The 24440-nt window shown below is 66.7% G+C and carries 18 protein-coding genes; 11 read left to right on the top strand and 7 right to left on the bottom strand.

Annotated elements, in window-relative coordinates:
- Positions 1–71 precede the first annotated feature (71 nt).
- Both AB0L58_RS38060 and AB0L58_RS38055 read right to left on the bottom strand, forming a co-directional pair.
- The gene (locus tag AB0L58_RS38060; protein WP_364395192.1) at positions 72–1187 is read right to left on the bottom strand and encodes a YbhN family protein; all 1116 of its coding nucleotides are present in this window, start codon (positions 1185–1187) and stop codon (positions 72–74) included.
- Positions 1188–1191: 4 nt separating this feature from the next.
- A complete protein-coding gene (locus AB0L58_RS38055) occupies positions 1192–2706 on the bottom strand; it encodes an adenylate/guanylate cyclase domain-containing protein (protein ID WP_364395317.1) in 1515 nt (504 codons plus the stop codon).
- Positions 2707–2808: 102 nt separating this feature from the next.
- Here AB0L58_RS38055 and AB0L58_RS38050 point away from each other — a divergent pair, with 102 nt between their 5' ends.
- The 5 genes from AB0L58_RS38050 (at position 2809) to AB0L58_RS38030 (ending at position 7149) form a co-directional block, all read left to right on the top strand.
- Positions 2809–4056, top strand: a complete 1248-nt coding sequence (locus AB0L58_RS38050) for an AI-2E family transporter (RefSeq protein ID WP_364395190.1) — start codon at positions 2809–2811, stop codon at positions 4054–4056.
- Positions 4034–5236, top strand: coding sequence for a DUF5931 domain-containing protein (locus AB0L58_RS38045; protein ID WP_364395188.1), 1203 nt, complete (start codon positions 4034–4036; stop codon positions 5234–5236). Before AB0L58_RS38050 ends, AB0L58_RS38045 begins: the two co-directional genes overlap by 23 nt.
- Before the next feature lie 115 nt (positions 5237–5351).
- The gene (locus AB0L58_RS38040; RefSeq protein ID WP_364395186.1) at positions 5352–5642 is read left to right on the top strand and encodes a hypothetical protein; all 291 of its coding nucleotides are present in this window, start codon (positions 5352–5354) and stop codon (positions 5640–5642) included.
- A gap of 25 nt (positions 5643–5667) precedes the next feature.
- Positions 5668–6300: a response regulator transcription factor gene (locus AB0L58_RS38035; RefSeq protein ID WP_364395315.1), complete on the top strand. Its 633-nt coding sequence runs from the start codon at positions 5668–5670 to the stop codon at positions 6298–6300.
- A gap of 147 nt (positions 6301–6447) precedes the next feature.
- Positions 6448–7149 carry a DUF1707 domain-containing protein gene (locus AB0L58_RS38030; RefSeq protein WP_364395184.1) on the top strand — a complete coding sequence of 234 codons (702 nt, stop codon included), beginning with the start codon at positions 6448–6450 and terminating at the stop codon, positions 7147–7149.
- Between the two features lie 121 nt (positions 7150–7270).
- Here AB0L58_RS38030 and AB0L58_RS38025 read toward each other — a convergent pair whose 3' ends face one another.
- On the bottom strand, positions 7271–8461 hold the full coding sequence (locus tag AB0L58_RS38025) for a helix-turn-helix transcriptional regulator (RefSeq protein WP_364395182.1): 1191 nt from the start codon (positions 8459–8461) through the stop codon (positions 7271–7273).
- A 317-nt stretch (positions 8462–8778) separates the two neighbouring features.
- Here AB0L58_RS38025 and AB0L58_RS38020 point away from each other — a divergent pair, with 317 nt between their 5' ends.
- Positions 8779–9237 (top strand): hypothetical protein, encoded by a 459-nt coding sequence (locus AB0L58_RS38020; RefSeq protein WP_364395180.1) that lies wholly within the window; start codon positions 8779–8781, stop codon positions 9235–9237.
- 1192 nt (positions 9238–10429) lie between these two features.
- A complete protein-coding gene (locus AB0L58_RS38015) occupies positions 10430–12187 on the top strand; it encodes a DUF2339 domain-containing protein (RefSeq protein ID WP_364395178.1) in 1758 nt (585 codons plus the stop codon).
- Between the two features lie 409 nt (positions 12188–12596).
- Here the strand turns inward: AB0L58_RS38015 and AB0L58_RS38010 are convergent, their stop codons facing one another.
- From AB0L58_RS38010 to AB0L58_RS37995, 4 genes are all read right to left on the bottom strand, one after another.
- Positions 12597–15500: an MMPL family transporter gene (locus AB0L58_RS38010; protein ID WP_364395176.1), complete on the bottom strand. Its 2904-nt coding sequence runs from the start codon at positions 15498–15500 to the stop codon at positions 12597–12599.
- A complete protein-coding gene (locus AB0L58_RS38005) occupies positions 15500–16228 on the bottom strand; it encodes an NYN domain-containing protein (protein ID WP_084484555.1) in 729 nt (242 codons plus the stop codon). Before AB0L58_RS38005 ends, AB0L58_RS38010 begins: the two co-directional genes overlap by 1 nt.
- Complete coding sequence (gene trmB, locus AB0L58_RS38000) at positions 16228–17037, bottom strand: tRNA (guanosine(46)-N7)-methyltransferase TrmB (protein WP_364395174.1); 810 nt, start codon at positions 17035–17037, stop codon at positions 16228–16230. Before trmB ends, AB0L58_RS38005 begins: the two co-directional genes overlap by 1 nt.
- Positions 17038–17119: 82 nt before the next feature.
- Positions 17120–18460, bottom strand: a complete 1341-nt coding sequence (locus AB0L58_RS37995) for a lipase family protein (protein ID WP_364395172.1) — start codon at positions 18458–18460, stop codon at positions 17120–17122.
- Positions 18461–18717: 257 nt separating this feature from the next.
- Between AB0L58_RS37995 and AB0L58_RS37990 the strand changes: the two genes are divergently transcribed.
- The 4 genes from AB0L58_RS37990 to AB0L58_RS37975 all read left to right on the top strand — a co-directional run bounded on the left by AB0L58_RS37990 (position 18718) and on the right by AB0L58_RS37975 (position 24336).
- Positions 18718–19500 (top strand): SDR family oxidoreductase, encoded by a 783-nt coding sequence (locus AB0L58_RS37990; protein ID WP_364395170.1) that lies wholly within the window; start codon positions 18718–18720, stop codon positions 19498–19500.
- Positions 19501–19590: 90 nt separating this feature from the next.
- The gene (locus AB0L58_RS37985; RefSeq protein WP_364395168.1) at positions 19591–20724 is read left to right on the top strand and encodes a hypothetical protein; all 1134 of its coding nucleotides are present in this window, start codon (positions 19591–19593) and stop codon (positions 20722–20724) included.
- Positions 20711–22228, top strand: a complete 1518-nt coding sequence (locus tag AB0L58_RS37980; RefSeq protein WP_364395166.1) for a hypothetical protein — start codon at positions 20711–20713, stop codon at positions 22226–22228. Before AB0L58_RS37985 ends, AB0L58_RS37980 begins: the two co-directional genes overlap by 14 nt.
- 275 nt (positions 22229–22503) lie before the next feature.
- On the top strand, positions 22504–24336 hold the full coding sequence (locus AB0L58_RS37975) for a phosphoenolpyruvate carboxykinase (GTP) (RefSeq protein WP_364395164.1): 1833 nt from the start codon (positions 22504–22506) through the stop codon (positions 24334–24336).
- Positions 24337–24440: the final 104 nt, after the last annotated feature.

The raw sequence follows: 24440 nt of genomic DNA, 5'->3' as shown, positions 1-24440 counted from the left end.
GCTCCGGCCTCGGTGACCACCGTGGAGCGAGTCTTACGAGCGAACACGCAGCGCCGAAGGCGCTGCCAAAATTACAGCGCGCGACGCTGTTCGAATTCCTTCTCGAATTCGGCATCGTCGGCCTGGGGTGTGCGGAAAAGGAAGGCGAAGACGCTCCAGCCGATGATCGCGACCAGGACGAAGCTCACCAGGCGGTAGACGAAGGCAGCGGCGACGGCCTGGGAGGCGGGCAGGGCCGCCCCCGCGGTGAGGCCGTAAATGAGCGTCGCGTCGACGTAGACGATGCCGCCGGGCGCGAACGGGATCGAGCCGACGGCCTTACCGGCGGTGAATGCGATCAGCAGCCCGGCCCATTTCGGATCGGCGCCCACCGCGTAGCAGGCAGCGCCGAGGCAGGCCACATCGGCAAAGCGGTGCACCAGCGCCCAGGCCGCGACCATGGCACCGTCGCGTTTGCCGAGATCTACCGATTCCAGTTGCGCGAGCATATCGGCGATCTTGTTCATGCCCTGTTCGGCGGGGCGTTTGCGGATCCGGTTGAGCAGCGCGAGCCCGCGGCGCAGCACGGCCTCCAATGCGCCCGGATTCTTCGAGAGATAGTTGCCCGCCCACACCAGCGCGATCACACCGGCCAGCGACAAGATGAGCTTGAACGGCCCGACTCGGTTGCCCACCAGCAGCGCGCCACCGACGCCGAGCAGTGCGAGTCCGGCGGTCGCGATCACACCGGACATCACCAACTGCCACGAGGCGACGATCGGACTCGCACCCCAGCGGCGGGTCTGGCGATAGGTGAAGGCGGTGGAGAAGACCTGTCCGGCGGGTAGCGTCACCGACATCGCGGTGGCGCCGTAGACGACGGCGACGGATTTGTGCTGGCGGATCTCGACACCGCCCGCATGCAGCAGTTGCTTCTGTACCCGGCTGAATCCGCTCATCGACAGTGCCTGCATCCAGATACAGGCGGTGACCCAGCCCCAGTGGATTTCGGTGAGCTTATTCCAGGAATCGTGCAATCGCGGCCAGAGGTAGTAACCCTCGCCGATCAGCAGCGCCAGCAAGGCGATGCCTGCCACCCATTTGAGCCACCGCAATTTGCTCCGGCGACCATGTTTCGCCGGTCTGCCGGTGGGGTCGTCGGACGGCTGCGGCGCAGGATCGCCGGCTAGTTCCCCATTGGCCGTCACGCGGTCAGCCTAACGAACTGACTGTTTCGCTGTCTGCATCGACGTGCGCCCCATCCTTCGGCCACGCCAACCTGGTCTTTCGCCGCCGCCCGCGCAGCTGGACTTCGTCGCCTGTCAGCCAAAAGTCCTGCTCACTTTCATCGGCGAAATACAGCGCGCTGCCCGAGGCGAGTACGCGTCCGGGTTGATCCTTGGCCAGTTCGGTCAGCCGTGATGCCTCGTTCACCGGATCGCCGATCACGGTGTATTCGAAACGGTTTGCGGCACCGATATTTCCGGCTACGGCCAGGCCCGCCGAAACGCCGATACCGATATCGAGTCCGGGCACTTCGCGCAGGACTTCGCGCAGTTCACGGGCGGCGGCCAGGGCGGCGGTCGGTGCGTCCGGGCGGTCCAGCGGCGCGCCGAAGATCGCCAGTGCGGCATCGCCGACGAATTTGTTGACGAAGCCGTGGTGCCGATCGATGACGTCGACCACGATGCGGAAGAACTCGTTGAGCAGGCTGACCACCTCGGTCGGCGGTCGCTCCGCGGCGGTCGCGGTGGACCCGACCATATCTACGAACAGCACCGCCACGAATCGGGTCTCGCCGCCGAGTTCGGTGCCGTAATCGAGGGCACGCTGGGCCACCTCCTCGCCGACGTGCTGGCCGAACAGTTCCTGCAGCTGGCGCCGCTTGGCGGCCTCTTCCATCATGCGGTTGAAGCCGACCTGCAGCAGTCCGATCTCACTGCCGTCGAATACCTCGACCTGTACGTCGCGGGCGCCCTCCTGCACCCGGTCGATGGCCTGGCTGAGCTGGCGCACCGGGTCGGAGATGCTGGATCCGGTCAGCATCGACAGCGCCAGCGCCTGCATGATCACCACCCCGCACAGCAGCAGAATCGAAATGGCCAGCGATTGCGCGGAGAACTTCACATCCGACGAGATCTGGGTGACGCACAGCAGCACGATGGCGATGGTGGGGGCGAAGGTGCCCATGCCCCAGGTCATCCCCATCCTGGTGCCGACGCCCGGCGTCAGTGTGTGGTCGAATGAGCCCTCGGTGAGGGCCTGTGCGGCGACCGGGCGCAGAATCCGCTCGCCGAGCATGTAGGTGAAACCGAAGACAATTGTCGCGGCCATACATTCGGTGACGATGACCGCGCCCGCCAGCTCGGGCGCGTCCGCGATGATGGTGGCCGCCAGGATGGCGCCGCCGATCAACCACAGCACCAGATGCAGGATCGCCTGGCGCAGCGGTGCGTGCAGCGCGGCCATCTGCTCTTGATGGCTCGGTGGCCCACCGCGCATCTGCCAGCGCATGACCGGACGCAGCATGAGTGCCGAAGCGGCCAGGCTCAGCAAACCACCGGTGGTGAAAACCAGACCGGGAATCACCAGGCCAGTGCGTCGGGCACCGGCCGCCTCACCTTCGGGAACCGGGAGTCCATATTGGATGAACGCCCACACCAGGACCGCGCCGAAGGCATTGGCCAACAGCATCGATGTCAGGTACAGCGGCCAGCGCGTTCGCATGGTCTGTTTGACCGCTTCCAGGGGCGCTGACACGGTGACCAATCTAGCGTTTCGATCATTCGAGCATGTCCGCGGCGCTCTGCGGCCACTAGGCTCGCGGAGGTGACCGACCAGAAGGTAAGTGCTGTCGAAAAAGCCACTGCTGCGCGGTCGGCTGCTGATTCCGTACACCCGTTCGTCCGAGTTAGCGCCGAATGGGCGTGGCGGCTGCTGGTGATGTTCGCCGCGCTGATCGCGATCTCGATGGTGGTGCAGAAATTGGCGACGGTCGCGATACCGCTCGCCATCGGCCTGCTGGCCGCCGCATTGCTGGCGCCGCTGGTGGATTGGATGCAGCGGCTCGGAGTACCGAGGTCGGTGGGGGTTTTCGTCGCGCTGGTCGGATCACTCGGGGTGGTCGCGGGGATCATGACCTTCGTCGTCGAGCAGTTCATCGAGGGCGTACCGCAGCTGTCCGACGAAATCACCCACAGCGTTCACGAGATTCAGGACTGGCTGATCAATGGTCCGCTGCATCTGAGCAATGAGCAGATTCGGAATGCGGGCGACACGATCGTCAAAACGATCCAATCGAACAGGGAAGGTCTCACCAGCGGGGCATTGACCACCGCGACGGTGATCGGACATGTGCTCACCGGCGCGTTCTTGACGCTTTTCATTCTCATCTTCTTTCTTTACAGCGGCGATCAGATCTGGCACTTCGTGACCCGGATCGTGCCGACCCCGCAGCGGGAAAAGGTGCGCACCGCAGGACAACTCGGCTTCGGCACGCTGGTCGGATTCGTCCGCGCGACTGTGGTGGTCGCGCTCGTCGATGCCATCGGCATCGGTGCGGGCCTGGCGATTCTCGGGGTGCCGCTGGCACTGCCGCTGGCCTCGCTGGTGTTCATCAGCGCGTTCATCCCGATCGTCGGTGCGTTCCTGGCCGGGACCATCGCGGTATTCATCGCATTGGTGACCCAGGGCTGGGTGACCGCGGTAATCGTGCTCGGCATCATCATCGCGGTGATGCAGCTGGAAAGCCATGTGCTGCAACCACTGCTGCTCGGGCGGGCGGTGAGCATCCATCCGCTCGCGGTGGTGCTGGCCATTGCCGCGGGCATCGTGGTCGGCGGGATCGCGGGTGGTCTGTTGGCGGTGCCGTTCGTCGCGGTGATGAATACCGCGATTCGGTCGCTGCTCTCCGAAAGCCCGGAGGAGGCGTTCGAGGAATTGCACACCGGCGACGGGGGCCGAATGTATGCCGCGGAGCCGGATGAACCGGAGCCCGGCCGGTTCGATGTGGACGCGACATTGGTCCGGGAGATGAACCGGGAGGACCGGTCGGATGACGCGGTCGGGCCCGACTGAGGCCAGCGCAGCCGAGCTGAGCGCGGCCGATGCGGCGACCGCGCCGCTGTGGCGTGCGGTGCAGGCATTGCGGCTGGTCACGCTGCTCTACGCGGTCGGCCAGCAGCTCGCCTCGGTGCGGTACTACCAGCATCAGCAGCTGAGCTGGGTGCTGATGGCGGTAATGGCGGTGTGGTCCGGTGTGTCGGCATTCATGTTGTCGCAGTGGCACTTTTCCGATGTGGCGCGGTTGCGTTCGTGGGTGGTGATCGGCGATCACATCGTGGTGATCGCGCTGATCGCCTCGACCCGGTTGGTCGCCGATTACGGCTGGTATCACGAACATCAGACGCTGCCTACCACGCTGTGGGTGGCCAATGCCGTTGTCTCCGCGGCCATTCTGCGCGGCCCGCTCGCGGGTGTGCTGTCCGGGCTGTTGATAGCGGCGGTGATCGTGACGGTGCGCGAGCAATGGGGTCAGGATGTGTGGGCCGATGCGACCGCGCCGGTGCTCGTCTCCATCGGGCTGGCCCTCGGACTCGCGGCCAATACCGCGCGTCGCGCGCAAGGGCAGCTGGAACGAGCCGTTCGATTGACCGCGGCAGCCGAGGAGCGGGAGCGGCTGGCTCGTGAAGTGCACGATGGCGTGCTACAGGTGCTCAGCTACATCAAACGGCGTGGCAACGAGATCGGCGGTCCCACGGAGGAATTGGCACAGCGGGCGGCCGAACAGGAAGTGGCACTGCGGGTTTTGATCTCCGAACAGGGCAAACACGGAGATGCCGGTGGTGCCGATGCCGATCTGCGGCCGCAGCTGACCGTACACGCGACGCCATCGGTCTTCGTTTCGACGCCGGGTGAGCCGGTGCGGGTCGGGCGTTGGATAGCGGGTGAGATCGCGGCAGCGGTGGCCAACGCACTGTCCAACGTCGCACTGCATGCCGGACCGGATGCGAAAGCCTATGTGCTGCTGGAGGACACCGGTGACGAGCTGATCATCAGTGTGCGTGATGACGGTGTCGGCATCGCACCGGGCCGCCTGGCCGAGGCAGAAGCCGAGGGCCGCATGGGTGTATCGCGTTCCATAATCGGACGCATCGAGACACTGGGTGGAACGGCGGTATTGCTGACCGAGGAAGCCGGTGGCGTCGGCTTCGGCACCGAATGGGAATTCCGGATACCGCGGGCAGGTCCGATGTGAGCGCTTGCGATGCGACCACACCAGGCCGGTGCAGGTGTTTCGGCGTGACCGCGCGCTGTGCCGCCTCGCCCATCGGTCGAGGTATACAGGTGCGTCGAGCACGGAGGAGGACGGTGTGACCGGTGGTAACCGTGAATCGTGGTCGACGATCGGTGCGCGTGGCACACACGAGCTCGAGCGCGCCGTGCCGGACAGTGTGACCAGCGGCGGTGCGGCCGAGGCGATTTCGGCGATGCCGGTGCACGGCCATCCGTTGGTGGCGCGGTCGGCGGCGCGCGACCTCGCTGAGGCACGGTTGTCGTCGCGCCGACCAGGCGTGGAATTCGATCGGGGATGCGCTGCTTCGCTGGTCAATTCACATCGGCTCGGTGTTCGAGCGTACGGAGGAGGACGCGGTGAGCGGTAGTAATGCGGCCGAGGTGATTTCGGTCATGGTGGTGGACGACCATCCCATGTGGCGCGATGGGGTTTCGCGTGATCTGGCCGAGGCCGGGTTCGTGGTTGCCGCGACGGCGGATGGAGTGGGGGCGGCTACCCGGCGGGCGGCGGCGGTGCGGCCGATGGTGGTGTTGATGGATATGCAGTTGCCCGATGGGAATGGGGCGCAGGCCACCGCGGAGGTGTTGCGGGTCTCGCCGGAGAGTCGGGTGCTGGTGTTGTCGGCGTCGGCCGAGCGCGATGATGTGCTGGACGCGATCAAGGCGGGGGCCTCGGGTTATCTGGTGAAGAGCGCGTCGGCCAGCGAGTTGATCGAGGCGGTGCGGGCCACCGCGGCGGGGCAACCGGTCTTTACGCCCGGCCTGGCCGGTCTGGTGCTCGGCGAGTATCGGCGAATGGCGAGCGCACCTGCCGAACCGAATGAACCGCACCGCCCCGCACTCACCGAACGGGAAACCGAGGTCCTGCGGATGGTGGCGAAAGGCTTGTCCGCCAAGCAGATCGCAGCACGCCTCGGCCTCAGCCATCGAACCGTCGAAAACCACGTCCAAGCCACCCTACGAAAACTGCAACTCGCCAACCGCGTCGAACTGACCCGCTACGCCATCGAGCAGGGCCTCGAATAATTCGAATAACCGCCCACACCGGTACCTGGCACCCCGCACATGGGCTGCCCGTTGGCAAGACAGGGTGCCCGGTACCGGTATGGGGTGGGGTGGGGATCGGGGATTGCCCTGATGCGGTGGGGGTGGTGGGGTCGGTAGGCTCGGTTTATGGGTGGATCCGATTCGGTATCCGGCGGTGTCGGCTCGGGGGACGTGGTCGGCGATCGTGAGTTGCGCGTTTCCGATGCCGAGCGCGAGCATGTGGGTCAGTTGCTGCAGCGGGCCGTCGGGCTCGGCATGCTGTCCCTCGGCGAGTTCACCGAGCGGATGGATACCGCGCTGGCCGCCAAGACTCGCGGCGAACTCAATGCCGTGCTGGTGGATCTGCCCGGTGTGCGACTCGTCGGCCAGCCTGCCGCACCGCCCTCGACATTCGTGAATTCCGCGCCCGCCTTCACGAAGCGGGTCTCACCGCCGCCGTCGGTCCCGTCGCAGGTCACACCGGGGAATGTGATCCGCAGTCGGTTGTCCGGTGTCAATCGCCGCGGTCCATGGCAGGTGGCGCCCGCGCTGCATCTGAACAACTGGCTCTCCGGCGTCACCCTCGATTTCACCGAGGCGGTCATGTCCACCCAAGTCGTCGAGGTGCACGTCGACGACTACCTCAGCTCGCTGACCCTGATCGTTCCGGCCGAGGCCACCGTCGACCTCAATGCCGTCGACCTGATCGGCTCCAGCGTCAACAACAAGGTCCGCACCGGCCCACCCCTCGGCCCGCTGCACATTGTCGTGCAAGGCCGGATCCGTTTCGGCTCGATCACCGCCAAACACTCCCTGCGCGCCCAATGGCGCAAGTTGATGGGCAGTTAGCGCCAAGACCTCGAGCGGCTGCCCGAAGGTGGATCGGGGCCCGTGTGCAGGTCGGCCGCCCGTTCCCGATCGATTTCGAACTGCCCGAAGTCACCTGGCAGCCAGCTGATCTCGACGTGGCTCAGGTGTTGACGCCGATGCGTCGGGCGAAGGCGCGCAAGGGGACTCGGCGGTCGTGGTCGAGCAGTTCGGAGACGATGTACCGGGGCAGGGACTGGTATTTGATCCAGTCGGCGCCGCCGACGCGTTCGGCGTCGAGCAGGGCGGCGAGGGCCCGCTTGTGTTGACCGGTGCGGGTCAGGGCGACGGCCGTATCGGTGAGGTGACGGGCGCGGGAGGCCTGCGGCAGACCGCAATTCGCGGGCATATCCTGCGCGGCGGTCAATGCCTCCGGGTAGCGTTCGGAGCTGACATTCACATCGACCGTCTGCATGACGACTTGTGAAGGGCCGAAATAGGTTTCGTAGTCATGGCGATCGGCGCCGATGCGCAGCGCGACCTCACCCGCCGCTTGGACCAGCGACAACGCCTCGGGAACGTGCTGTGCTCGACCAGCCGCGGTAGCGCCCTGCAAGACCAGCGATCCGTACGCGGACAGATGTGCCGGGGACTCGTCACCGTCGGGCTCCAGATTCGCCGCGGCGCGCAGCGCGACCTTGCCCGACTCCTCATAGCGGCCCTGTACCAGCAGTTGCCAGGCGACCGAACCGCGAATGGTGGCCAGCAGCAGCGGATCATTGCCGAGCTCGGCGGCCGCCAGTGCCTGCCGGATCGCGAGGAACGCGGGATCGGTCTGCCCGAGATGGACCAGCGTGCAGCCGGTGACCCAATACATTCGTGCGAGTAGCTCATTCGCTGATGCGACCGCGCCGTTGCGGGCGGCGTGCACCGTTGCCCGCAATTGGGTGAGCCCGGTCGGCAGGATCGAGGTGAGCAGTTCGTAGTGGCCGGTCCAGTAGGCGCCCCACGCGTAATCGACTGCGCGGCTGCCCTCGTCGAGGCCGATCGCATCCTCGTGCGGTATTTCACCGAGCAGATCGTCGACCGGGGTCAGCGCGCGCCGGATCGCGACGATACCGGCATCCGGATTGCCGGAGGGGATGCCGTGTCGCTTGCCCACCAGGTCGGAGATATCGACATCCAATGCGCGCGCGAGTTTTTGCAGGCTGGCGATCGACGCGGTCTGGCGGCCACCCTGTTCCAGTTTGCGCACCAGGTCGACGCTGACACCGGCTTGGTCGGCGAGTTGGCGCTGGGTGAGCGCCTTGCCGCGGAACTGTCTTATCCGCACGCCGATCGACGAATCGTCCATTTAGACAAGTCCTTTGTTACATCCTTGTTTCAGGGTACGACGTTAAGTGATCGCGCTCACCCGAAGTGGGACATTACGTACGACTCATTGATGCTCAGTTGGAATACCGTTGCCTTTCTGCAACTTTGAGAATGCAAAGGGCGGCGGCAATGATTACCATGCCGAATACCACCGTGCGAGCTCTCCGCGCCGATCGCGCGCTCGAGCCGGGTGTCCAGACCAGTCGATCCGCGCGCCACACCCAGCGCGTCCGCGAGCAGCACGGTCCGCTACGCAGAGGGGGCTGCCCGTTCTGCGGACGGGGGGCGGAGTAAGCCATGTTCGAGCGCTGTCACTCGCCCCACGAAATCGCGCATATGCTGCGACATCGCTATGGACTGCCGGTCCAACTGCTGGCCGGTCGCCCGACGATCACTACCGGCTCCATCCTCGGCGCCCTGGTGATGCCACCGGATCTGGGCCGCAAGGTGCTGGCCACCCTCGACCGGACCTACACGGCCCCGGTGGTCGCCGACCCGGGCGAACGCACCTGGACCTTCCTCGTCGCACCGCCGAGCCCGGCCACCCCGGTCGAGCTCAGCGTGCGTCGTTGTCTGGCCGGGCAGCAGGTGACCGTCATCCCCGCCGGTCGCCACGTCCTACTCCCCAGTACCGATTCCCAACTCGGCTGGCATTGGGCGGGCGAACCAACCCCCGGCGTCTTCCGCATGCCACCGCGCTCCGCGGTGATCAATGCGGTCTATCAGGTCACCGGCAGGCGGTCCCACAGCCTGTAATCGAACCGATCGGACCCCCGCCGTGCCATGACCGAGCGGGGGTCGATCGGTGGCGGCCGGCATCGTCGCACCGGGTGACCCGATCGCGCAGCCGGTGTTCGAGTAGATCCCGGATGAGTACCAGTGGTTTCTACTCATGTTCTCGCGGGCTGGGGAAATCAGCATTGACGTCATGACTACGTCTATCGATCCCGCGCTGATTTCGCGGTTGTCCGGGGAGTTCGCTGCGTTGGGAACGCAGATGGGTGTCCTCGGCCGAGACTTGGATTTGTTACGAGCGCAGCTCGCCGCGGATTTGGCTGCGGCACCCACGGTTTCGAAGGACCGGACCGGCTTCTCGGTTCGCGGGGAGTATCCGCTCGGGCCGATCCCGATGCCAACCGGTACCGGTTGCGTGCCCGGGTCCGGAGTTCCAGCAGTCGCGGGCAGCCATCACGTTTCGCCGGCTGCTCCGATGGCCGAACCAATGCCCGGCGCTGGGCAGACATCGGAGGTGACGGCCGCATCCGCGAGCGACCGGATATCGCCATTGCCGCAAGCCGCAGGTACCGCGATGGCACCGACCACCGAGGCGCCCCCTGACGCTGCCGGCGTGCCAGCGGCAGGTGTGGTGCCGAGTGTTCCCGCAGCGTCCGCCGGGGGTGGGTCAGCGAACCCGGGTACTCGTGGTGCGCCTGTCGGCGACGCGGTGCCAGGCGTTCCGGTCCTGCCCGCAGGGGGCGTGCCCGAACACTCAGTTCCTGCGGGCGGTCCGGTTGTGCCTGTGATGGGTGCGGTTTCGGGTGATTCGGCGGTGCGCGTGGGGGGTGTGTCTGCGGGGGGTGTGGTGCCGCAGCAGTCGGTTGCTGCGGGTGCTCCGGTTGTGCCTGTGGTGGGTGCGGTTTCGGGCGGTTCGGTCGCGTCCGCGGCAGGTGTCCTCCCGGATACTTCTGCAGGGAGTGTGGTGCCGCAGCAGTCAGCTCCTGGGGGTGGTCCAACTGTGCCTGCGGTAGGCGTGGTGCGGGGTGTTCCGGTCGGTCCCGGCGTTGGGGCGATGTCAGCACGGTCGGCTTCTTTCGGTGTTGCGGGCGCTACCGATGTGCCCGGGGTGCCGTCGGCGCCGGTTCCTGCGGGAATGGGGCGGATTCCGATGCCGCCGGCTGTTGGTTCGGGTTGGGCGGTGCCTGGGTATGGGCCATCTGGTGGTGTGGGGATGTCCGGGTGGGCCACGGTGCCGGGTGGGGTGCCTGGGTCTTCGGGGGTGCCGGGCGGGTTTGTGCCGTCGATGTCGCGGCGGGCGGGTGCGGTTCCGCCGGGGGTGCCGCCGCGTCCGCCGGGGTGGGGTGGGGCGGCCGCGGGGAAGACGCCGTGGTGGCAGCAGGAGGGGATGATCAGTCGGGTGCTGGCGGTGGCCGGGGTGGGGGTAACGCTGATCGGGGTGGTGATGCTGTTGGTGCTCGCCGCGCAGGCCGGGTTCTTCGGGCCGGTGCCGAGAGTTATTGCCGGCGCCGTGTTCTCGGTGGGCCTGGTGGGAACCGGGATGCGGGTGTTCGGTCGAGCCGGTGGTCGCGTCGGTGGAATTTCCTTGGCTGCCACGGGCATTGCCGGGGCCTATCTGGATGTGGTCGCGGTGACCTCGATCTACGGTTGGCTGCATCCGGTGGTTGGACTGGCGGTGGCATCGGGTGTTGCGGCGGGCGGGGTCGTGCTGGCGATGCGATGGCAGTCGCAGCCGCTCGCGGTGCTCGTGGTCGCGGGTGCGGCGCTGTTGTCGCCGTTCGTCACTTCGGAACTGGTGCTGCTGGCATTCCTGATCGTGTTGCAGTCGACCTGTGTGCCGGTGCAATTGGTCCGCGATTGGCCGTTCCTGCATGCGATGCGCACGGCGCCCGCGACATTGGCGACCTTGTTCGCGATTGCCGTTGCCGTCGTCGACGATTCGGCGCAGGCCCGGGTGTGCTGGCTGCTGACCGCCGCGGTGGCGATCGCGGTGATCGGTTTGGTCGGCGGCGTGCTGGTGGTGCGCAAGCGATCCGGCGATATCGTTGCCGCCCTGGCCTTCGCGCTGTCCACGGTGCCGCTCTTGGCGGCCCCCGCGATGTTCGAACGCCACTCGGCAACCTTGGTCGCGGCCGGCTACGCGGCGGTGCTGTTGGTCGTGGCTGCGCTGCGGATAGTGCCGAAATTGCCGGAGTTGCTACGGACTCCGGGATCGATCGCCTTTGTCGCCACGATCGCCGGTTCATTCGCACTGCTCGAAGCATGCGTCGGTGTGACGCGAGTACAGACCCTGCCGATCGCACTGTTCCTGGTCGCGCTCTGCTACCTCGGGTTGGCCGGACAGCGCCGCTCGCGCAGTACCGCCGCCATCGGCGCGGCGTTCACCATGGTCGGCTCGATCGTGTACTTCGCCACCATGACGCCGGAAGCACTTGCGACACAACGGCTTGCACACGAGCGGCTGGGTATCGCGACCGCGCTGGGTGCGGCTCTCGCGCTCGCGGTCATCGCCGCGGCGGTCTGGTGCGCTCGGAGACTCCCCGGCATGGCCAAGGGCGGAACCGACGAATCGACGCTGTTCGTCGTCGCGAGCATCGCGGGCCTGTATGCCGTAACCGCCGCCGCGGTCTCGATCGGCATCGCGACCGGCAGCGCGGACGGCTTTGTCATCGGCCACAGCGCCGCCACCATTTTGTGGATGGCCGCCGCGACCGCCGCGCTGTTCTTCGGTCTGCGCAACCTGTCCCGCTCGGCGGCCGTCGCCAAACTGGCCCTCGGTTCCGGACTCCTCGTCACCGCGGCCGCTCTGGCCAAACTGTTCCTCTTCGACCTCGCCACCCTCGACGGCCTGGTCCGAGTGGCAGCCTTCTTGGTGGTAGGGATCCTGCTGCTCCTGGCGGGCACTCGCTACGCCCGAGCCTTCGCCGAAGCCGGTGCCACAAAACCGGATTCAGCAGCGACACCCCGCTGACGCTTGCGGCGGTCCGCTCGATGGCGGGCACGGCATCGCCATCGAGCGAGGAAACCAACGCGACCGGATCTTCGTATCTGCGAATGTCCGGTCTCGTTGGGCTCGGGCAATCTCGTTGAATCGACTCGGGGGTGTCACGCACTCGGCTGCTCGAGCCCGCCGCAGATCAGGTCGGCGATGCGTTCGCGCAAGTTCTCGTCGATCGGCTCATGGGTGCGCAGGACGCGCAGATGGAATGGAAATCAACAACGGCACATCGGAATTTCGCCACCCGTGCCGCCACGATCTCCCGCCGGCACGCCCGCACCGCGGTGCGGACATTCGAATGCCGCGGCTTACCCGCTCGGAAGGAAGTGTGCTGCTGGACCAGTTCCTATGTGCGGCAGCGAAGCAGCCGCCGCACAACGCGTTATTCGCGATCCCGGCGCCGCAGCAGCTCATTCACGCTGACCGTCCGTCCGTCCGCGCTGTGGTGCCGACCTTCGTCGGGATGGCCGATGCGGCGACGGTTGGACCTCAGCTCGGCCATCCAGTTCTCGATGCTGCTGCGGTTCTCGTCCGCCGCGTCGTCATTCGAAGCGGCGGGCCGTCCCGGCGCCGAATGATGGGTCGGATGGTCCGAAGCCGGGATCGGCGTCGGCGGAACCGGCGGCGGGGGCGGTGTCGGCGTGGGCGGAATGGGACGAGTCGGCTCGGCCGCCTCCGAAATCATCGGAACCGGCCGCGGCCGAATGGGTTCGGGTAGGGGCGGCGCCGAATGTCCGGGCGGTGCGGCTTGCCCGAATGGCAACCCAGGTCCGGCTTGCCCGGACGGCAACCCCGGCGCAGGTGGCGCTGGCGGCCCGGACGGCAACCCCGACGACGCAGGTCGCGCGGGCGGCCCAGGCGGTGGCGTGTGCAACGGCGAATTCGCCCGCGGCCGAGTCGGATCGTGCGGCGTGACCGGCGGCCGTGGCGGCACCGGTGGCTCGGCCGGGATCTTCATCATATGTTGGGTGGGCGCATCCGCCTCGATCTCCTCGACCGTGCGCGGCCGCCGTGGCGAACGCGACCGAGTGTCGACGTCATCGGTGAGCGCGGGCATCTGCATCGTCACCGGGTCGGTAATCGGCGTGGTCTTCACCAGGTCGACGACCTCGCCCCCACCAGGACGCTCATCGTCCAGAATCGGCTCGCCGAGCCCGACCTTCTGCTGCACCTTCTTCATCCACGCCGGTGCCCACCAGCAATCGTCGCCGAGCAGTTTCATGGTGGCCGGGACGAGCAGCATGCGCAGAATCGTGGCGTCGATGAACAGTGCCGCGATCATGCCGTAGGCCAGATACTGCATCATGACCAGATCGGAGAACGCGAACGCGCCGGTCACCACGAGCAGGATGAGCGCCGCCGCGGTGATGATGCGTCCGGTCTGCGCGGTACCGATGCGAACCGCCTCGGTAGTCGAAGCCCCCTGCGTGCGCGCTTCGACCATGCGCGACAACAGGAATACCTCGTAGTCGGTCGAAAGACCGTAGATAACCGCGATGATCAGTACCAATACCGGCGACATGATCGGCTGCGGCGTGAAATTCAACAGGCTCGCGCCATGTCCGTCGATGAAGATCCACGTCAAAATGCCGAGCGTGGAACCCAATCCGAGCGCGCTCATCAATGCGGCCTTGATCGGCAGCACCAGTGAGCCGAAGGTGAGGAACATCAGCAGCGTGGTGACGAACAGCACCAGCGCGATCATCAACGGCATCCGGTGCAGCAGCGCGTCGATGCTGTCCTTCTGGATCGCGGGCTGTCCGCCGACATACATCTGCACGTCGTCGGGCACCTCGAGGGAGCGCAGATAGTCGATGGTCGGATCGAAATTCTCCGAGTCCGCGAGCGTCGCACTGGTGCGGTAGATGGTGGGGTCGGAGGTCGAACGCGACGGCACGTCGAAGGTGCCGTTCAAGCCGGGCGCTTGTTTGGCCGCGGTCCACACCTTGCCGACGTCACTGCTGTTCTCGGAGACGAAGACGAGCTGGATCGGATCGGACTTGCGTAGCGGGAAGATCGAATCGAACTTCGCCTGCGCGAGCCGGGTCGCGTTATCCGGCGGCAGATACCGCTCGTTGATACCGCCGAACGCCAGATTCTTGACCGGAATGATCAGCAGCAGCAACAGGATGCAGATCGGGATCGCGATCTTGAGCGGATGCTGCATCACCCAGCGAGTCGACTTGCCCCAGAGGCTGTTCTCGACGTCTTCGGCGGTCTTGGTCTTGCGGAAGCGCTTGAGCCCGAGCATATCCACCCGCGACCCGAGAATGCTGAGCATCGCGGGCAGGATGGTGATGGCGGTCAGCGCGGCGAGCGAGACGGTCGCGATGGAGCCGTAGGCGATCGATTTGAGGAAGCCCTGCGGGAACAGCAGCATGCCGCCGAGGCTGGCGATGATCATGGTCGCGGAGAACACCACCGTGCGACCCGCGGTCATCACCGAACGGCGCACGGCCGCGCGCGTGTCGTAGCCCTCGGCGAGTTCCTCACGGAACCGGCTCACGATGAACAGCCCGTAGTCGATGGCCAGACCGAGACCGATCATCGAAACGACCGGCGAGACAAACGAGTTGACCTCGGTGAATTGGGTGACGAACCGCACGATGCCCCAGGCGCCGATCACGGTGAGACCACCGACGATCAGCGGCAGCGCCGCCGCGACCACACCACCGAAGATGAAGAACAGCAGTACCGCGACCGCGGGGATCGCCAGGATCTCCATCCGCTTCTGGTCGGCGGCCATGGTGTCGTTCAGCGTCCCCGCCACCGCCTGCAGGCCCGCTACCTGTACATCGACGCCCGGAATGGCGAAGGTATCCTTCACTTTCCGGAAGTTGCGCACCAGATCGGTGTCGTTATCGCCCTGGATGGCGATCGAGGCGAAGGTGTACTTCTTATCCTTCGAACCGAACGTCAACGGTGATGCCGGACCGGATTCGGTCTGCCAGTAGGCGCCATTGATCTTGGCGATCTCATCTGGATGTTCGCGCGGCAGCTTGTTGAGGCTGTCGACGACCTGCTGCCGGAATTCGGGATCATCGATCGTCTTACCGTCCGGCGCGGTATAGAGCACGATCACATCGCTGTTGTGATCGCGTCCGAACGCCCCGTCGGACAACTTGGCCGCCTTGGCCGATTGCGACGTGGGGTCATCCCACCCGCTGGAGCTGAGATGGTCTTCCAAGCCGAGGCCGTAACCGCCAAGTGCCAAGAGTGCGGCCGCGACAATGCCGATGACGGCGAAGCGCAGCCGATAGACCAGATCGCCCCAGCGTGTGAACACTAAGCGACTCCTTGGGCAGGGCGAGAGGTGAGCAGCGCCGACAGCGGCCGGAACGGCTGCAGCCAGGCACCCTCGTCGGGCAGCGAGTCGAGGCTGACCCGGGGCAGCGGTTCACGGAACACGCCCGGGATGTCCTCGAGATCTATGAACTCGAGAGTATCGGATGTTACGGCCCAACTCGCATGCTCACGGAAGCCGAGTATCTGAACGGGGATTCCGTTGGCGGCCAATCGTTCGAGCGGTTCGCGGAATGCCTGGCCATCGGCGGAGGCGACCATGATGCCCGCCAGCCCGGCGCCGCGGCTGCGTAGCTCGATGTGCGCGAGCATATCCGCGTCGACATCGGAGTCCTCATCGATCTTGGGCTTGGCGAAGACCGCGTAGCCGACATTGCGCAGCGCCTCCACCCACGGCCGCACCACATCTGCGGTGCCGGGCGCGATATTGGTGAAGACGGTGGCTTCCGGTTCGACCCGGGTCACGCTGCCCACCGATAGTTCGGCGGTGCGCGCGAGCAGCCAGCGGCCGAGCGCGTCGAAGCGCGGTCGATAGGCGGCGGTCGGGCGGCCGCCGAGGATCGCACCGAGCCCCATATCGAGGTTCGGGGCGTCCCAGACCAACAGCACCCGACGCACATCGGGCGTCACCGCGCCGATCACCTCGGATCCGGTTCCGTGCACCTCCCCGGCAACATCCACGACCTCATGGGCCATCTCACCGACACTCATCATTCGATCTTCCCCCATATGAACTCGTTGATGGCGCTTCCGGCGCGATGTGCCTTGCCTTCGAATTTTGTGACGGGCCTTTCGAAACCGATCGGCGCACTGTCACGATGCTCGGCGCTGACCCCTCCCGTGGTCTCGTTCAGGCCGATGAGCTGCGGTTCTGCCGCGCCGACCGCGGCGATGAATTCCGCGTAGTCGGCATGGTCGGTCGCGACATGCAACACACCGCCGGGTCGCAGGCGATTCGCGATCAATGCGAATGTCGCGGGCTGCAGCAGCCGCCGCTTGTGGTGTCGCGCCTTCGGCCACGGGTCGGGAAAGAAGACTCGAACGCCCGTGAGCGATTGCGCAGCAATCATATTTTCCAACACATCGACGGCGTCGCCGCGCAGCAGGCGAATGTTGTCGATGTGTTCGCGCTCGATGCGCTGCACCAGTTGCGCGAGACCGGGTTGATAGACCTCGATGCCGAGGAGATTCAGCTGCGGTTCCGCCTGTGCCATCGTGGCGGTGGCGGTACCTGTACCGCAACCGATCTCGATGACGAGCGGGGCGTCCCGGCCGAACCAGGCGGCGGCATCGAGGGGTTCGTCGGCCACATCGCGGCCGATCCGCGGCCAGGTGCGATCCCAGGATTGCTGCTGAGTCGCGGTGAGTGCGCCCCGGCGCGAGCGGAAGCTCGTCACGCGGGGGTACAGGCGAGAGCCCGAGCCCTTTCGGGATCCACCGTCCGCCGGAGCCGCAGCTGTGGACGGCGGTCCGGGAACTGACTCGGCAGTGTGGCTCGCGGCGTCGTTCACGCGGTCCATTGTCCAGCATCGCAGGATGCGGGCAGCAAGCGGTCGTAGCGGATCGCTTGCGGGTGACCCGAGACGACGCCGCGTGCCCCGGTTATGCGGCTTTTACGCGGGGGATTCGCGTCGCGGGCGCGGTCTCCTGACGCAGCGGTTTTCCCAGCGCCACCTTGACCGCGGTGCCGAGCATTTCCCACAGTCCGCGCACCCCGGTCGGCGAGGCGGCGACCGACCACACGGTGCTGTCGCCGGTATCGCGCACCGGTACTCCGGCGAGTCGATCGCCGAGCCAGTCCAGGCTGATCGGGGTGGCCAGCGGGAGCAGCGAGAAGTGTTCGCTGAGCCGATCGCGCACATAGGTGACCTGCGCGCCGCCGCGGCGATACCGCTCCACCTGGCCGTCGACGCCGTCCACGTGGATGATCTGATCGTGCACCGGCTGCACCACCAGCAGCGGGCAGGTCGGGGTGAAGTGACCGAGGCGCAGATCGTCGAGCATGGCCTGCATATCGGGCGCGGCGAGCACCTCGTCGAGTGGACGGCTCAGATGGTGGCCGACATCTCTGTTGACGAGACCGAGCACCGCCGATAGCGGTGTCGACCGTTCGGCGCGTGCGATGAGCCGGTGGCCCTCGGCATCGCAATCGCTGTCGAAGACCGCGGCCAGCGCCGGATAGAGCCTGCGCAGCGCCGCGACCACGATCGCGGGCAGTCCGGCGAAGTGTCCGCCGTTGAGTCGGGTGAAGACCTGGCCCGGATCGCCGACCGGCGCGCCGAGCACCGCACCGACGATATCCAGCTCCGGTGCGTAGGTCGGCGCCATCTCGACCAGCCACGAACTGGCCATGCCGCCACCGGAATAGCCCCAGACCGCGATCCGGGTGTCGGGCCGCAGACCCAGCGGTGCGAAGCGCAGCGCCGCGCGGATCCCGTCGAGTCCGCGGTAACCGGGCTCGCGCGGCGCGCCGAAATTCCCGTGCGGTCCCTCGTGATCGGCAATGCTCACCGCCCAACCCCGGCGCAGTGCATTGGCCACCAGCATCCATTCGAATTGGGTGACCGAGCCGAGTGCGTGGGAACCGCGACGCAGCGCGTAGGAGGGGGAACACCGCTCCGCGACCGCGTCCATGGCGGTCTGGAAGGCCAGTAGTGGGCGGTCCTCGTTCGGGTCCGCGTCGAGCGGCAGCAGGACGGTGGTGACCGCCGCCTCCGGCGTGCCGTGCATATCACAGCTGCGGTAGAGCAGCTGCCAGGCCGAGACCTGCTGCGGCACAAGGCCGAACAGTGCGACTTCGATGCGACGGCTGCGCAGAATGGTGCCGGGCGGACGGGCCGCGAAACCCTTCGGCGGCCGCAGGAACGGATCGGTACTGGGTAGCAGTGGCTTATGATCGCCGGACGCATCCGGCTCAACAGCACCGATGACATCGACAGCCACGGCAACCTCCTCATCGAGACCCGCACGGCGGAACGCGTTCCGCCTGGTCGGCATGCTATTCGGTTGCGGCGCTCCCCCGGGGTCTTGCGTGGTTATGTAAGTTTTTTTCTTTGGGCCCGTCGTACCCGCCGCATCTTCTCTTCGAAAAGTGAAGCTGCGCACCGACTATGGTGCCGACCGTCACGTCAGATTAGGTGACCGGCGGCATCTGTGGGAACCCCGAGGTAGGGGGCTTGCCCCCGCACTAGACTGCGCGCATGGGTAGACCGACTGTGTTCATCACCGGTGCGGCGGCGGGGATCGGCCGGGCCACGGCCCTACTTTTCGCTGCACAGGGGTACCACGTCGGTGCATATGATATCGACGAAGTCGGGCTGACCAGGCTCGCGGCCGACATCCACGCCGCCGACGGCAGTGTGCGCACCGGGGTGCTGGATGTGACGAACGACACGCACTGGGTCGAGCGTCTCGCGGAGTTCAACGGTGACGAGAACCGGCTCGACATCCTTGTCAACAATGCGGGCATTCTGCGCGCGGGTCCGTTCGAATCCCTTGATCTGGCCACCCACCAGGCGATCATCGACGTCAATCTGGGCGGGGTGATAGCGGGTACGCATGCCGCGTTCGGCTACTTGCGCGATACGCCGGGCGCGCAGGTGGTGAATCTGTGCTCGGCATCGGCGATCTACGGTCAGCCCGAACTCGCCAGCTACGGCGCGACGAAGTCCGCGGTCAAAAGCCTCACGGAGGCATTGGATCTCGAATGGGAGCGGCACGATATCCGGGTGATCGCGGTGTGGCCGCTGTTCGTGGCCACCGCCATGGTGGACGGGATGGATACCGCCGCGACCAAATCGCTCGGCGTGCACCTGAGTGCTGAGGATGTCGCGCAGGGGATCTGGGACGCGACCCGCAAGCGCGGACGGCTGCCGCGCGTGCACTACGAAATCGGCGCGCAGGCAAAGGTACTGGCGGCCGCCGCGAAATACGCGCCGAACTGGGCCGTACGAAGCGTGAACAAATACTTGAGCGGCAGCTGATCCTTATCCGGCGACCGGCGAGCGGTCGCTGGCGGCCCGTCAACGCGGTATGTCTGCAAGAATGGCGCACCGAAAAGGGGGTGCGAAGCTTTGCCGACAGCCACCGAATCCGACGGGCCCCGGACCCGACCGGGCGGACCCGCACGGGAAGTCGACCAACTCGACCATCTGCTCGCGACGCTGCGCTCGGGTGCCGATCCGCGGATCGTGGGTCAGGTGGGGACGGCCATCGCGCGGTGGCGGCGGCCGCCGCGCATTCAGGTGACCGGGCGGGCGCATACCGGGCGGACCACGGTGCTGCATGCGCTCGCGCTGATGTCGGCGGTGGAGACGGCGCCGATCGATGAACCGGGTGTGACCGATCCCGAACTCGACGCCGACATCATCGTCTACGTCCTCTCCGGTGCGCCCCAGCCCGCGGATCGGCGGATTCTGTCGGAATTGCCGCCGGAGCGCACGGTGGTGGTGCTGAACAAGGCCGATGCCATCGGGTCCCGGTGGGGTGATGCGGTCGCCGCCGCCGAGCAGTACAGCGGTGGCCTCGGCACCGTCGCCCTGCCGGTGGTCGCCTCGTTGGCGGTGCGCACCAGGGCCGGTGCGGTGAGCGAGGCCGATCTGGCCACACTGCGCCGACTGGCCGAGACCGCGGATCCGGCGCTCACGCTCTCGCCCGACCTGTTCGTCGCGGCATCAGCCGGCCCGGATGTCGCCGAGCGTGAGGAACTGCTGCAACGCTGGGATCTGTACGGCGTGACCTGCGTGCTGTCCGCACTGCGCCAGGACCCCGAACTCGGTCCGCACGCACTGCTGCAGATCATGCACGCGGCCAGCGGTATCGATCCGCTGCACCGTTTGCTGCACCGCCGCTACGAACAGGTCTCGGCACTGCGCGGCGGCGAACTCCTCGACGAACTGGCCCGCCTCGCGGCCCGCGCCGTGCCCGTCGACGGCGCCAACGCACGGGATATGTTGGAGGACTACCTCTTCGGCGACGACGCACTCTGGCTCGGCCTCTGCGCGGGCCTTGCGTGCCCGGAGGTCGCGCACCTGGCCGCCGGATATCGCGCACCCGCTCCCTCCGATGCCGACGACGCCCTCGCCCGCGCCGCCCGCTGGCGCGCGGTGGTCTCCAGCGATATGTCCCCCGCCGCCCGCCGCGCCGCCATCCGCGTCCACCACGGCTACATCCGGCTATGGGAACGGATGAGCAGTGCCGGACTCTGAACAATCGGATTCCGCACTGCCGCTGACGCCGGAGGTCGAGGCGGTCATCGCACGGTGGAATCCGCAGGGGATGGCGCTGTTGCGGGCGGTGCGGGGGACTGGTGTGGCGTCGGCGGTCACGTTGATCGGGCCCGATGACGCCAATACGAGCTTGTTGCGCACCGAGTTGGCTCGGTTCGAGCCGCGGATCGCGCTATCGGATCCGGTGCCCGATGCGAGCGCGGTCGTGGAGACCACGTCGCCGTCGGGAATTGCGCCGTCGGCGGTCGCGCTCATGCTGTTGGACGCGGGTAGCGCCCTCGGCGCGGACACCCTGCATGTGGTGCAACGCCTGCGCGCCGACGGCACCCGGATCCTGCTCGCCATGAACGGCATCCACGCCTACCAGGACTGGCGCGCCGTGCAGGCACACAACCTCGAACTGCTCGCCGCCCAGGGCATCGACGATCTGGAGATCGTGCCGGTATCGACCCGGCTTGCGGTGGCGGGGCGAGCGGCCGGCGATGCGGGCCTGATCGATCGCTCCGGACTCGGCGCGCTGCATGCGGAACTCGCGTCCGCGACCGTCGGCGCCGAATCCGACGACCGGGTCGCCGCCGTCACCACGCGAGTGCTCACCGATACCCGCCGACGGGTCGGCGAACAGGTCGCGGTGCTGCGCTCCGGCACGGAACCGATCCAGTGGCGCGAGGAACGCGCCGTACTGCTCGCCGGACGTGACGGCGGCCGCGCGACCGCCATGTCCACCCTGCGCAGCCAATTGCACCTGGCGAGGGTCGATCTGATGACCGATGTCGGGGCCAGGGTCCGCGCGCTGCACGCTGCCGCCCGGGGCGAACTCGATCGGCTGCGCCGCTCCGCATTCGGCGCCTATCCCGAACGCCTGCAGCAGGCGGTGCACGAGCTGACCGTCGCCGTGGACGGCACCATCGATCAGCGGCTGTCCGAGCTCACCGATCGCCTCGGCGCGGCGCCGGAAAACGACCGCGGCATGCCACCGCGCTGGCGGGATCCCGCACCGCGGGTCGGCCCGGATCCGGAGCCGAGGCACCGAGGTGTCGAAGATCACCTCATGATCGCGCTCGGCGCGTCCGCCGGGGTCGGCATCGGCCGCCTACTGGTCGCTCCGTTCTCGCTCGTACAGGCCCTGGATTTCGCGACCGTTCCGGTGACGCTGCTGCTCGGAGCCGGTGCGGCGGCCTGGGTGGTGCGGGCCCGCGGCCAAGTCGCCGACCGCGCGCACCTTCGTCAATGGGTCTCCGACGCGCTGGTGAATGTGAAGGCCCAGTTGGAGCAGCGCGTCGCCACGGCACTGGTGGAATCGGAGACCGCGCTATCGGACCGCATCATCCGCGCGAGTACCGAGCGAATCGTCGAAATCGACCGTCAGGTGGCCGAATTGGAGGCCAGATTGCGTCGCGCCGCGGCCGAGCAACCGGGGCAGCTTGCCGCCTGCGAACGCGATATCGCCATCCTCGACCGGTATCGGACTTCTTTTGATTAGGTAACTTAGTGGGTACTCCTGGGGGAACCCGATTCCGTACTGGTCGTCACATCGCGTTAACCTCTAAAGCAGGAACCTGGGCGTCCGCTTCGTCCTTGTACGCGGTCCAGCCATGACGCGCTTTCGACTGGTCGTAGCGGGTGCCTTCCCGCCAACGGTGGCGCTCGGTGTGTTCGCGCTGGTCATGGGCCTTATCGTAGCGACTGCTCGCAGGTCGCTCGAAATGGTCAGCCTAGGCGGGGACACCGTGAACCGCCCATCTCAGGAGAGTTTTCATGACCTCAGCGACCATTCCTGGTCTTCGGAATTCCGACGGCAAGCAGCCGACCGAGCACAGCGAACTACTCGCCTGGGTACAGGAAGTCGCAGAACTCACTCAGCCGGATCGAGTGGTCTGGGCGGATGGTTCCGATGAGGAGTGGGATCGGCTGACCACCCAGCTCGTCGCGGCGGGCACCTTCAAGAAGCTCAACGAGGAGAAGAAGCCGAACTCGTTCCTCGCCCTCTCCGATCCCTCCGATGTGGCGCGTGTCGAATCCCGCACCTACATCTGTTCGAAGACCGAGGCCGACGCGGGCCCGACCAACAACTGGGTCGACCCCACCGAGATGCGCGCCACCATGGCCGAGCTGTACCGCGGCTCGATGAAGGGCCGCACCATGTACGTGGTGCCGTTCTGCATGGGCCCGCTCGGCGCCGAGGACCCCAAGCTGGGCGTGGAGATCACCGACTCCGAGTACGTCGTGGTCTCGATGCGCGTGATGACCCGCATGGGCACTGCCGCGCTGCAGAAGCTCGGCATCGATAAGCCGTTCGTGAAGGCGCTGCACTCCGTCGGCGCACCGCTGGCCGACGGCCAGGCCGATGTGCCGTGGCCGTGCAACGACAGCAAGTACATCACCCACTTCCCCGAGGACCGCGAGATCTGGAGCTACGGCTCCGGCTACGGCGGCAACGCGCTGCTCGGCAAGAAGTGCTACTCCCTACGCATTGCCTCGGCCATGGCCCACGATGAGGGCTGGCTGGCCGAGCACATGCTGATCCTCAAGCTGATCTCCCCTGAGAACAAGGCGTACTACATCGCCGCGGCCTTCCCGAGCGCCTGCGGCAAGACCAACCTCGCGATGATCCAGCCGACGGTTCCCGGCTGGCGCGCGGAGACCCTGGGCGATGACATCGCCTGGATGCGTTTCGGCAAGGACGGCCGCCTGTACGCGGTGAATCCGGAGTTCGGATTCTTCGGCGTCGCGCCGGGCACCAACCGCAGCTCGAACCCGAACGCCATGGCGACCGTCGAGGCGGGCAATACGGTCTACACCAATGTCGCGCTCACCGATAACGGTGACGTCTGGTGGGAGGGTCTGGAGGGCGAGCCCGATCACCTGATCGACTGGAAGGGTAACGACTGGTACCTGCGGGAGACCGAAACCCTTGCCGCGCACCCGAACTCGCGGTACTGCACGCCGATGTCGCAGTGCCCGATCCTGGCTCCCGAGTGGGACGACCCGCAGGGTGTGCCGATTTCGGCCATTCTGTTCGGCGGCCGCCGCAAGACCACGGTCCCGCTGGTGACCGAATCCTTCGATTGGCAGCATGGCGTCTTCATGGGCGCGACGCTGTCGTCCGAGCAGACCGCCGCCGCCGAGGGCAAGGTCGGCACCGTGCGCCGCGACCCGATGGCGATGCTGCCGTTCATGGGCTACCACGTCGGTGACTACTTGAACCACTGGATCAATGTCGGCAAGAACGCCGATGCGAACAAGCTGCCGAAGATCTTCTACGTCAACTGGTTCCGTCGCGGTGGCGACGGCCGCTTCCTGTGGCCCGGATTCGGTGAGAACTCCCGCGTGCTGGAGTGGATCGTCGGCCGGATCGAGGGTTCCGCGCAGGCCGAGCCGACCGCGATCGGCAATGTGCCCACCGCCGCCCAGCTCGACCTCGAGGGTCTGAAGGTCGACCCGGCCGATGTCGACGAGGCGCTCGCCGTCGACGCCCAGGAATGGCGCAAGGAGATCCCGCTCATCGAGGAGTGGTTCGAATTCGTCGGCGAAAAGCTGCCTTCCGGCGTGCGCGACGAGTTCGAGGCCCTGAAGGAGCGTCTGGGCTGAATCTTTGGCAGCGCCTTCGGCGCTGCGTGTTCGCGGCCCCCTTCGGTCTCGCGTCCGAGCCGTCGAGACTCGCGCCTGCGGCGCATGCGCTTCGACGGCTCGGA

Origin of the sequence: Nocardia sp. NPDC052112 (assembly GCF_040680135.1) — a bacterium.
GTDB lineage: Bacteria > Actinomycetota > Actinomycetes > Mycobacteriales > Mycobacteriaceae > Nocardia.
This window is presented reverse-complemented; position numbering and strand designations above follow the sequence as displayed.

Bases quoted from the DNA above. Each gene is read 5' to 3' on its own strand.
- AB0L58_RS38055 (WP_364395317.1), bottom strand. From the start codon at position 2,706: ATGCGAACGCGCTGGCCGCTGTACCTGACATCGATGCTGTTGGCCAAT.
- AB0L58_RS38045 (WP_364395188.1), top strand. From the start codon at position 4,034: ATGACGCGGTCGGGCCCGACTGAGGCCAGCGCAGCCGAGCTGAGCGCG.
- AB0L58_RS38035 (WP_364395315.1), top strand. From the start codon at position 5,668: ATGGTGGTGGACGACCATCCCATGTGGCGCGATGGGGTTTCGCGTGAT.
- AB0L58_RS38030 (WP_364395184.1), top strand. From the start codon at position 6,448: ATGGGTGGATCCGATTCGGTATCCGGCGGTGTCGGCTCGGGGGACGTG.
- AB0L58_RS38025 (WP_364395182.1), bottom strand. From the start codon at position 8,461: ATGGACGATTCGTCGATCGGCGTGCGGATAAGACAGTTCCGCGGCAAG.
- AB0L58_RS38020 (WP_364395180.1), top strand. From the start codon at position 8,779: ATGTTCGAGCGCTGTCACTCGCCCCACGAAATCGCGCATATGCTGCGA.
- AB0L58_RS38015 (WP_364395178.1), top strand. From the start codon at position 10,430: ATGTCCGGGTGGGCCACGGTGCCGGGTGGGGTGCCTGGGTCTTCGGGG.
- AB0L58_RS38005 (WP_084484555.1), bottom strand. From the start codon at position 16,228: ATGAGTGTCGGTGAGATGGCCCATGAGGTCGTGGATGTTGCCGGGGAG.
- trmB (WP_364395174.1), bottom strand. From the start codon at position 17,037: ATGGACCGCGTGAACGACGCCGCGAGCCACACTGCCGAGTCAGTTCCC.
- AB0L58_RS37990 (WP_364395170.1), top strand. From the start codon at position 18,718: ATGGGTAGACCGACTGTGTTCATCACCGGTGCGGCGGCGGGGATCGGC.
- AB0L58_RS37975 (WP_364395164.1), top strand. From the start codon at position 22,504: ATGACCTCAGCGACCATTCCTGGTCTTCGGAATTCCGACGGCAAGCAG.